Origin of the sequence: Nocardia sp. NPDC058518 (genome assembly GCF_042719655.1) — a bacterium.
Classification (GTDB): Bacteria; Actinomycetota; Actinomycetes; order Mycobacteriales; family Mycobacteriaceae; genus Nocardia.
Map to the genome: position 1 here is coordinate 1,073,628 of NZ_JBHXNJ010000001.1, position 10,941 is coordinate 1,084,568.

The window sequence follows — 10,941 nt, forward strand, 5'->3', positions numbered from 1 at the left end:
GCCCTCCCACCTCCCCGTCTTATGGGGTGGGGGGGGTTTGTTTGGGGCGCTGGAGCCCCCCCCCCCCCCCCGCGCGGGGGGGGGTCCCGCCCCCCCCCCCCGTTTCCGTGGCTCACCTCAGTGACTGGCGACCTTGCGGTACTGCAGTAGTGCCGCGGGCATCGCGATGGCGAGGATGACCAGCGAACAGATGATCGCGTAGAGGATGCAGTTCTCCGCGGCCCAGCCCGTCGCCGGGACGAAGCTGGGGGGCGAGTCGTTCTCGAAGAGCTTGCGGCCCGCTGCCGAGACCGCGGTGATCGGGTTCCATTCGGCGATGGCGCGCAGCGGGCCCGGCAGAGTTTCGGCGGAGATGAACGCCGAGGAGATGAACGTCAGCGGGAACAGCCAGATCAGGCCGGCGCTCTGCGCCACTTCCACCGTCGGGGAGACCAGACCGGTCAGCGCGCCGACCCACGACATGGCGAACGCGAACAGCAAGATGATGGCGAAGGCGATCACCGCGTCGCCGACGCTGCCGTGGATGCGCCATCCGACGACGTACCCGCAGATCGACATCACGCCCAGGCTCACGATATTGACGACCAGGTCCGACAGGGTGCGCCCCATCAGGACGGCCAGCCGCGACATCGGCAGCGTCCGCATCCGGTCGATAATGCCCTTCTGCAGGTCACCGGCCAGCCCGACGGTGGTGAACGCGGCATTGAACGCCACGGTCTGGGTGAAGATGCCCGCCAGCAGGAATTCCCGGTACTGGTCGCCGCCGAGCGAGGCACCGAAGATGTAGGCGAACAGGAACACGAACATCAGCGGCTGGATGGTGGCGGTGACCAGCAGCGTCGGCACCCGCAGGATGGTGAGCAGGTTGCGGTAGGCGACGATCGCGCTGTCGCGCACGAACCGGGCCCGTGGTTCGGTCTGCTCGGAGCCGGATGAGCGCGGGGTGGTCGGCTGGATCGGCAGATCGCGGGTTTCGTACTCGTCCACCGTGACGTCGGGGGCACTCATGCCTGCACCTCGCTGACGCTCGGCTCCGGCATGACTGCCATGGCAGCAGTGTCTATCAACCGCTCGCTGCGCTCGCTCACGACAGGACCTCCTCTTGCACGTCGTCGGTTTCGGGTTCGGGGATCGGCTCGGCCGGGGTGCCGGTGAGGGAAAGGAAGACATCGTCGAGAGTCGGGCGCACGACGTTCGCGTCGAGGACGCAGACCCCGGCGTCGTCGAGGCGGCGCAGCGCTTCGACCATCGTGCGTGACCCGTTGCCGACCACCACCGACACCTCGTCGCTGCCGGGTTCGTGGATGGGTTCGCCGACGCCGACCTGCTGCAGGACGGTGACCGCGGGCCACGGGCTCTGCCCGGCGGCGAGGGTGACGGTGAGCCGGTCGCCGCCGATGGAGGTCTTGAGTTCGTCGGCGGAACCGCGGGCGATGACCGTGCCCTTGTCGATGACGGTGATCCGGTCGGCGAGCAGGTCGGCCTCTTCGAGGTACTGGGTGGTGAGCAGGACGGTGGTGCCGTCGTCGACGAGATCACCGATCACCTGCCACATGTCGAGGCGACCGCGCGGGTCGAGGCCCGTGGTCGGTTCGTCGAGCACCACCACCGGTGGCCTCGCCACCAGCGCACCCGCCAAGTCGAGGCGACGGGCCATGCCACCGGAGTAGGTGCCTGCCCGCCTGCCCGCGGCGTGGTCGAGCCCGAACGCGGTGAGCAGTTCCTCCACGCGGGCGACGGACTGCTTACGTCCCATGCCGTACAGACGCGCCACCATGCGCAGGTTCTCGTACCCGGTCAGGTTCGCGTCGACCGCCGCGTACTGGCCGGACAACCCGATTCTGGTGCGCGCGGTGGCCGGGTCGGCCAGCACATCGATGCCGGCGACCCGCACCGAACCGGCGTCGGGTCGCAACAGCGTGGTGACGATCCGCACGGTGGTGGTCTTACCCGCGCCGTTGGGTCCGAGCAGACCCAGCACGGTGCCGGCCGGGATCTCCAGGTCGATCTCTTTCAGAACGCGCACCTTGCCGTAACTCTTGGCAAGGCCGCGCACTTCTACCGCGAGACTCACGGACGCATCTCCTTCTGGCTGCTGCCGCACACGGTGATGTCCGGGATGGCATCGAGGTGGCGATGCAGCACGGGGCCGATCGCCGCCAGCGATTCCGGTGTGGTCATCGCCGCGTGCCTGCAGGGCAGGTCGTGGTTGTGGATGTTGCCGGTGACGAAGGGCTGCCACGCTTGCGCGCGCCGACTCGGATCGGCGGCGTTGATCTCGTCCGTCGCGGCGGTGAAGAACACGAGGTCGCCGTCGAAGGTGCGCGGCCGGAACCGGTTGGCCATGACGGTGCCGTCGGCGTACCCGGTGTAGAGGCGTTGCAGGTGCTCCACCGAGAGCGCGGCGAACGGGCCCGCCTGTGCCCGCAGCAGATCCGCCGCTTCGTTCAGGTCGAGGTCGGCGGGCAACGGCGCGCCGTCGACCAGATCGGCGCCGAACTCGCCGAGGATATCGGCGACGCTGGGCATCGAGGTGTCGAGCCAGCGGTCGCCGAGCTGGTAGCTGTCCATCATCGCCAGCAGCGCGACGTCTTCGCCCGCGTCCTGCAGCTGCACGGCGATCTCCTGCGCGATCAGGCCGCCGAGCGACCAGCCGAGCAGGTGGTAGGGACCGTGTGGCTGGATCGACTTGATATGGGCGACATAGTGTCCGGCGGCTTCGGGGATCGAGGTGAAGCTGTCGTCGCCGGACACGTGCGGGGCCTGCAGGCCGTACACCGGGCGCTGCGGGCCCAGATGTGCGAGCAGTCCCGCGTAGCACCAGGCCAGACCGATCGCCGGGTGCACACAGAACAGCGGGGTGTCGTGCGGGCTGGTGGACGGGCGGATGGGCAGCACCGGGCTGGTGGCCGCCTCGATCACCGCGTCCGGGTCGATGTCGTCGAGCTTGGCCGCGATGGCCGAGGGGGTGGCGTCGCCGAACATCATCTGGACGGGCATCTCGTAGCCCTGCTCACGCAGTGCCGCAACGACTTTGGTGGCCAGCAAGGAGTTGCCGCCGAGTTCGAAGAACCCGTCGTCCACGCCGACCCGCTCGACCCCGAGCACCTCGGTGAACACCGCGCACAGCGCCATCTCGGCGGCGGTCACCGGCGCGCGGTAACCACCGGACGCGGTGAACACCGGCTCGGGCAGCCGGGCACGATCGAGCTTACCGACCGGACTGAGCGGCACCTCGTCGAGCAGCATGATCGCCTGCGGGACCATGTAGTTCGGCACGTGCGCGGCGACGTGCTCGAGCAGCTCGGGCACGCTCGGCGCGGTCCCGTTGCGCGCCTTCACATACGAGACCAGGGCGGTCGCACCCGCCTGCGTGGTGTGCCCGATGGTGAGCGCGAGCTCGACATGGGCGTGCCGGGCGAACGCGACGTCGATCTCGCCGAGTTCGATCCGGAAACCGCGGACCTTCACCTGATGATCGGTGCGGCCGACGTACTCCACGTCCAGCGCCGACTTCGCGCTGTTCCGCCAGCGCACCAGATCGCCTGTGCGGTACATCCGAGTCCCCGGTTCGCCATAGGGATCGGCGACGAACCGCTGGGCGGTGAGACCCGGCCGGTTGAGGTAGCCGCGGGCCAGGGCCGAGCCGGCCAGCTGCAGTTCACCGGTGACACCGATGGGCGTCGGATGCAGTCGCCGGTCCAGCACGGTCGCCGCGACACCGCGGATCGGCCCACCGATGGTGATCGGGCCCTGCGGGCTCATCGGCTGCGGCATCAACGTGACGATGGTCGTCTCGGTGGGGCCGTACACGTTGTAGAAGTTGCGCCCTGGCGCCCAGCGGGCGAGCAGGTCCGGCGGTAGCGCTTCACCACCGGTGAGCACGTGGGCGAGGGAGTGCACGCCCGTCGGATCGACGGTGCCGAGCGCGGCGGTGGTGATGAACGCGTGGGTGATCCGTTCCCGGATGAACACCTGCCGCAGGTCCTCGCCGCCGACCACCCCGGCCGGGGAGATCACCAGTGTCGCCGCACCACCGAGCGCGAACAGGATGTCGAGCATGGCGGCGTCGAAGCTCGGGGTGGCGAAGTGCAGCACCCGGCTGCCGGGACGCACATCGAAGCGGTCGGCGGTCTCGGCGGCGAAGTTCGACAGACCACCGTGGGTGACTACGACGCCCTTGGGTGTACCGGTGGAGCCCGAGGTGTAGATCACGTACGCCGGATTGTGCAGGCGCAGTGGGCGAATCCGATCGGCGTCGGTGATCGGCGAGTCGTCGGTGCCCAGCACGGTGGCCCGGGTCTGCGGGTCGTCGAGGACCAGCCACCGGGTGTCGGTAGGCAGCCGATCGCGGTGCTCGAGCAAGGTCAGACCCACCGCCGCGGCGGAATCGCTGAGCATGTGACTGATCCGCTGTGGCGGGTAGTTCGGGTCGACGGGCACGAACGCGGCGCCCGCCTTGGCGACGGCCAGCATGGTCGCCACCGATTCCACCGAGCGCGGAATACCCAGTGCCACCAGGGTTTCCGGACCCACGCCGTGCCCGATGAGGACACGGGCGAGCCGGTTGGTCCACCGGTCGAGCGCGTCGTAGGTGACCACCGTGTCGCCGGCACACAGCGCGACACCGTCGCGGGAACGCGCGACGGCGGCACCGAAGACCTCGGGCAGCGTCACCGGCTGCTCGGCGCGGGTGCCGTGCACCGGCGCCAGCGCGGTCCACTCGACCGCGTCGAGCAATGCCAGGTCGCCCACCGCGGTGTTCGGGTCGGCGGCCACGGCGGTGAGCAGCCGGACCAGTCGGTCGCCGAGCCTGCGCGCGGTGACCTCGTCGAACAGGTCGGCCGCGAAGTTCACCGACAGACTGATGCCGTCGCCCACCCGGTGGGCGGTCTGGGTTTCGGTGAAGGTGAACTGCAGGTCGAACTTGGCGATCCCGGCGTCGGCGTCGACCGCTTCGATCCGCAGGCCGGGCAGTTCCAGCATGCGCACCGGGGTGTTGCGCACCGAGAGCATCACCTGGAACAGCGGGTGATGCGCCTGTGAGCGAGCCGGATTGACCACTTCGACGAGCCGTTCGAAGGGCAGGTCGGCGTTGGCGAAGGCGTCGAGGTCACCGTCGCGGACGGTCCGGAGCAGGTCGACGAACGCGCGCTCGTCGGCCACCTCGGTGCGCAGCACCAGGGTGTTGACGAACATGCCGATCATTGCGTCGAGCGCCGGATGCCCACGGCCCGCGCTGGCGGTGCCGACGGCGATGTCGGTGGTGCCGGTGACCCGGTGCAGCAGGACCGCCAGCGCCGCGTGCAGCACCATGAACATGCTGACGTTGTTCGCGGTGGCGATGCCGCGCAGCGCCCGGTGGGTCGCCGCGTCGACCGCGCAGTCGACGGTGCCGCCCTGATAGGAAGGCACCGGCGGCCGCGACCGATCGGCGGGCACGGTGATCAGTTCGGGCAGGCCGTCGAGCATGCCACGCCAGTGGTCGAGCTGCTTGCTGATCAGCGAGTCCGGATCGTCCTCGGTGCCGAGGAGTTCCTGCTGCCACAGGGTGTAGTCGGAGTACTGGATCTCCGGGATCTGTTCGCCGAACGGTTCACCGGTCTGGATACCGCGGTAGGCGGCGGCCACTTCGGCGGCGAGCGGTTCCAGCGACCAGCCGTCCATCGCGATGTGGTGCACGACCAGGACCAGCACATGCTCGGTCGAACGCGCGACGGCGAACTTGGCCTTGGCCGGTGCCGCCTGTCCGGTGTGGTCGACGCTGATCAGCGCCGCCCGCATCGGCACCGAGGCCGATAGGTCGAATCCCGGGCTGACGAAACGGGCCACCGCGGCATCGACCTCGCTCGCGGTGGCCGTCGCGTGGAACAGCGTGACGGCGGCGATCGCCGGGTCGAGCACCAACTGCTCGGGCTCCCCCGAGGTCTCCGGGAACACCGTGCGCAGCGTCTCGTGCCGACGTTGCACCGTGTGCAAAGCGGCGATGAGCGCATCTAGGTCGATCGTGCCGTGCAGACGCAGGACGACGGGGATGTTGTAGGCGCCCGACGATCGACCCTCGCCATCGGAGCCCGCGTTGAAGCGGTTGAGGAACCACAGCCTGCGCTGCGCCGCGGACAGCGGGATCCGCTCCGGCCGCCGCTGGGGCACCAGGTCCGGCCGGTGTTCGTCGCCGGACGGTCCGGATTCGATGAGCGCGGCGAGTTCGGCGACAGTCGGCGCCGCGAACACGGCGCGCACTTCCAGGCGTACATTGCTGACCGCGGCCAGGCGGGCCACCAGCTGGGTGGCCAGCAGCGAGTTGCCGCCGATGTCGAAGAAGCTGTCGGTGGCGCGGACCTCGCTCGCCCCGACCAGATCCTCGAACACCCGCGCGACCGTCCGCTCGGCGTCGGTCTGCGGTGCCCGGCCCGCGGCCGCGGTGAATTCCGGTTCCGGCAGTGCGGTGCGGTCCAGCTTGCCGACCGGCGTGAGCGGCACCCGGTCGATCAGGTTCAGCGACGCGGGCACCATGTGCCCGGCCAGCCGGACCATCGCGTGCCGCTTCACCCCGGCCAGTTCGGCCGGGTCGATGCCGTCGTTGAGCTGGATCCACGCGACGATCCGATCATCGCCCGCGATCCGCCGAACCTCGGTGTGCGCGAAACGGACCTCGGGATGGCTGCCGAGCACGGCGCTGATCTCGCCGAGTTCGATCCGGAAACCGCGCACCTTGACCTGATGGTCGCTGCGACCGAGGTAGTCGATCTCACCGCCCGCGGTCCAGCGCACCACGTCGCCGGTGCGATACATCCGGCTGCCCGCCGGGCCGAACGGGTCGGCGATGAATCGTCCCGCGGTCAGGCCGTAACGCTCGTGATAGCCCTGGGCGATGCCCGCGCCACCGATGTAGAGCTCACCCGGTACCCCGGTGACGACCGGCCGCAGCCGTTCGTCGAGGACGAGCGCCCGCGAGCCGCGCACGGGCGTTCCGATGGCGACCGGGACACCGACCCGCAGCTCCGACATCGCGGCGATGACGGTGAACTCGGTGGGCCCGTAGGCGTTGACGAACCGCCTGCCCGGTGCCCAGTTCGCCACCAGGTCCGGAGGTACCGCCTCGCCACCGGCCATCAGGCCGCGCAGCATCGGCAGCGGCCAGCGGGTGGCATCGATCGAGGCCAGCACCGCGGGCGTCAGGAAAGTGTGGGTGATCTGCTCGTGTTCCAGCAGGGCACCGAGTTCGTCACCGCCGTAGATGTCGATCGGGCCGATCACCATTTCGGCGCCCGAGTAGACGGCGAGGAGCATGTCGAGAACCGAGACGTCGAAACTGGGCGTGGAGAAGAAGAACGTTCTGGAGAACCGGTCCAGGCCCATGCGTTCGCGCAGGTCGAGCGCGAGGCTGGTGAGACCGCCGTGGGTGACGGACACGCCCTTGGGCAGGCCGGTGGAACCGGAGGTGTAGATCTGATAGGCCAGGTCGGCGGTGCGCACCGGACGGATCCGCTCGGCGTCGCTGACCCGAACGTCGTCGTAGCCGGCCATCTCCGCGTTCAGCTCGTCGCCGTCCATCAGCAACCACTGGGTGTCGATCGGCCCCGCGGCCTCGCGCAGTGCGTCCGCGTCGGCGCGGGCGGTGATGACCGCGCGCGCACCGGAGTCGGTGAGCATGTGCCGCACCCGGTCGGCCGGGTAGCGGGGGTCGACAGGGACGAACGCCGCACCGCTGGCCGCGACGCCGAAGATGGCGAGGGCGCACTCCAGTGAACGGGTCAGACCGACCGCCACGCGGTCGCCGGTGCCGATGCCACGGGCGATCAGTGCGCGGCCGAGACGGTGTGCCCGGCTCGCGACTTCGGCGTAGTCGAGTTCGCCCACTTCCCCGGCGACGCTGCCGTCGGCGAACCAGCGCAGCGCGGGCCGGTGCGGATACTTCGCCGCGGCACGCTCGAGGATGTCGGGCAGGACGACCCCCGTGACCGCGGCCGGTCCCTGCGCGGGGACGTGGTCACGGTGCTCGAGCACGGTGAGCGGGTCCAGATCGCACACCCGTCGCCGTGGGTCGGCGCTCACCTGGGTGAGGATCTGCACGAACCGGTCGGCGAGGGTTTCGATGGTGGCGGCGTCGAACAGTTCGGTGGCGTAGACGAACTCGAACCGCAGCCCGTCCTCGTCGGCGGGGGCGACCCGCAGTTCCAGGTCGAACTTGGCCAGGGCGATGTCGAGCTCTTGCACGGCCAGTCGCAGTCCGGGCAGTTCCAGCGACGGTGTGCGGTTGTCCTGCATGCTCAGCGCGACCTGGAACAGCGGGTGCCGGTTACTCGCCCTGCTCTCCCGGCCGAGCGCGTCGACGACGCGTTCGAACGGCACATCGGCGTGCGCGAGGGCGGCCAGCTCGGCGTCGCGGTCGGCGTGCAGCAGTTCGGTGAAGCTGCGGCCGGGGTCGACATCGGAGCGCAGGACCAGGGTGTTGACGAACATGCCGACGAGGTCGTCGAGCTGGATGTCGGTGCGCCCGGCGACCGGGGTACCGATGGGGATGTCGCGTCCGCCGGTGACGCTGCGCAGCAGCACCGACAGGGCCGAGCGCACCACCATGAACAGGCTGACACCGGTGTCCCTCGCCAGCTCGTCCAGTTCCTGTTGCAGCGGTGCCGAGACCTCGCAGGTCACGGTGGCCGCCGTCCCCGTCGGTTCGACGGGGCGGGGGCGGTCGAACGGCAGCGGCAGCTCGTCGGGCAGTTCGGACAGGGTCTCGCGCCAGAACGCGAGCTGGGTGGCGGTGATGCTGTCCGGGTCGTCCTCGGTGCCGAGCACCGACCGCTGCCACAGGCTGAAGTCGGCGTACTGCACGGGCAGCGGCGCGCGCTCGGACACGGTGTCGCCGGTCCGGGCCACGTAGGCCAGGGCGAGGTCACGCGTCAGCGGGCCGAGCGACCAGCCGTCGGCGGCGATGTGGTGCACGACGACGCCGAGCAGGTGCTCGTCGGATGCGGTGCGCTGCAACGACACTCGCAGCGGGGTCTGCCGGGTGAGGTCGAAACCCCTGCGGGCGAGCGCGGTCAGCGCCGCGTGCGCCTGATCCGGTGCGGTGTCGACGACCTCGATCTCCGGCATGGCCTGCGCGAGCGGCAGGATCACCTGCTGAGCGCCGGAGAGATCTTCGGGGAACACCGTGCGCAGTACTTCGTGTCGCTCCACGAGGTCGGTGAGGGCGCCCCGCAGCGCGTCGACGTCAAGATCTCCGCCGATTCGCAAGACGAATGCGATGTTGTAGGCGCTCGATTCGGGGGACAATCGGTTCAGGAACCACAGCCGTTGCTGCGGCAACGACAGTGGTATGCGTCCCGGGCGCGGGGTGTGTACCGCCAGCGCCACCCGCTGCGTCCGGGGCGCTTCCGTGATCAGCCGGGCGATGCCCGCCACGGTCGGCGCCTCGAAGATCTGCCGGACGGGCAGATCCACCTCGAAGTCGGCGTGCAGCGCGGCCGCGAGCCGGGTGGCCAGCAGCGAGTTGCCACCGATGTCGAAGAAGCTGTCCTCGGCACCGGGAATCGCGCGGCCCAGAACTTCGGTGAACACCGCCGCTACCCGCATCTCGAGGTGGGTGCGCGGCGCGCGCGACCCACCGCTGACCACGAACTCCGGTGCGGGCAGCGCCTTTCGGTCCAGTTTGCCCGCCGGGGTGACCGGCATCGCGTCGAGCACCGCCAGCGCGGCGGGCACCATGTAGCCGGGCAGCCTGCCACGAGCGGTGTCGAGCAGGGCGGCCGGGTCGATCGGGCCGTCGGCGGTGACGTAGGAGGCGAGCCGCTGCTGCCCCTGCTCGTCGATGTGGACGACGGTCAGCGCGGACCGCACGCCGGGATGTTCGCGCAGCACATGGTCGATTTCGCGCAGTTCGACGCGGAAACCACGGATCTTGATCTGGTCGTCGGCGCGGCCGAGGAAACGCAGACGGCCGGTCATGTCGGCCACCACGAGATCGCCTGTGCGATACATCCTTTCGCCGACCCGCCCGAGCGGGTTGGCGACGAATCGCTGCGCGGTGAGTGCGAGCTTGCCGAGGTACCCGCGGGCCAGGCCGGGCCCCGAGACGTACAGCTCGCCCGGTGTCCCCGGCGGCACCGGGTTCATCCGGCCGTCGAGTACGAACAACCGCATGCCACGCACGGGCGCGCCCAGCGGCACCGGCTCCCCCGGCACCATGGCCGCGCTCGCGGTGACCGCGACGGTGGCCTCGGACGGGCCGTACATGTTGTGCATCCGGTATTTCGTCGCCCAGGCGTCGACGAGCTCATCCGAGCAGGCCTCGCCGCCGACGATGACCGTGCCGAGGGCCGGGAAATTGCCCGCGGGCACGGTGGCCAGCGCGGCGGGGGTGATGAACGCGTGGGTGATGCGTTCCGAGCGCAGGAAAGCGGCCAGTTCCGCGCCGCCGTAGAGGTCGGCCGGGGCAACCACGATCGTCGCGCCCGCGGCGAACCCGAGCAGCAGTTCGAGCACCGAGGCGTCGAAGCTCGGCGAGGAGAAGTGCATGGTGCGCGCGTGGTCGGTCACCTTGAACAGCTGGGTCTGTTCGCTGGCGAGCGAGGCGATACCCGCGTGGGTGACCACGACGGCCTTGGGTGTGCCGGTCGAGCCCGAGGTGTAGATGAGATACGCGGGCTGACCCGCCCGCATCGGGTGCCTGCGGTCGGCGTCGGAGAGCGGGGTGGCCGAGCGGACCGCGCAGTCGGCCTCGAAATCGGCCGTCCCGAACACCATCCATTCCGGTGCCCGCCGATGCTTTCCGGTGGCGGTGGGCAGCCCGGCGAGGTGTTCGGGCAGGGTGAGCCCGAGTGTGGCGCCGGAGTCACCGATCATGTGCGCGATGCGCTCGGCCGGGTAGGCGGGGTCGACGGGCACGTACGCGGCGCCGGTCTTGGCGACCGCCCAGATGGCGATGATCGACTC

At 70.0% G+C, this 10,941-nt stretch carries 3 protein-coding genes; all 3 read right to left on the reverse strand.

Annotated elements, in window-relative coordinates; genetic code table 11:
• Positions 1–117 precede the first annotated feature (117 nt).
• Positions 118–1,008 (reverse strand): ABC transporter permease, encoded by an 891-nt coding sequence (locus tag ACFWPX_RS04725; RefSeq protein ID WP_378919787.1) that lies wholly within the window; start codon positions 1,006–1,008, stop codon positions 118–120.
• Between the two features lie 76 nt (positions 1,009–1,084).
• A complete protein-coding gene (locus ACFWPX_RS04730) occupies positions 1,085–2,074 on the reverse strand; it encodes an ATP-binding cassette domain-containing protein (protein ID WP_378926058.1) in 990 nt (329 codons plus the stop codon).
• Complete coding sequence (locus ACFWPX_RS04735; protein ID WP_378926149.1) at positions 2,071–10,935, reverse strand: amino acid adenylation domain-containing protein; 8,865 nt, start codon at positions 10,933–10,935, stop codon at positions 2,071–2,073. Before ACFWPX_RS04735 ends, ACFWPX_RS04730 begins: the two co-directional genes overlap by 4 nt.
• Positions 10,936–10,941: the final 6 nt, after the last annotated feature.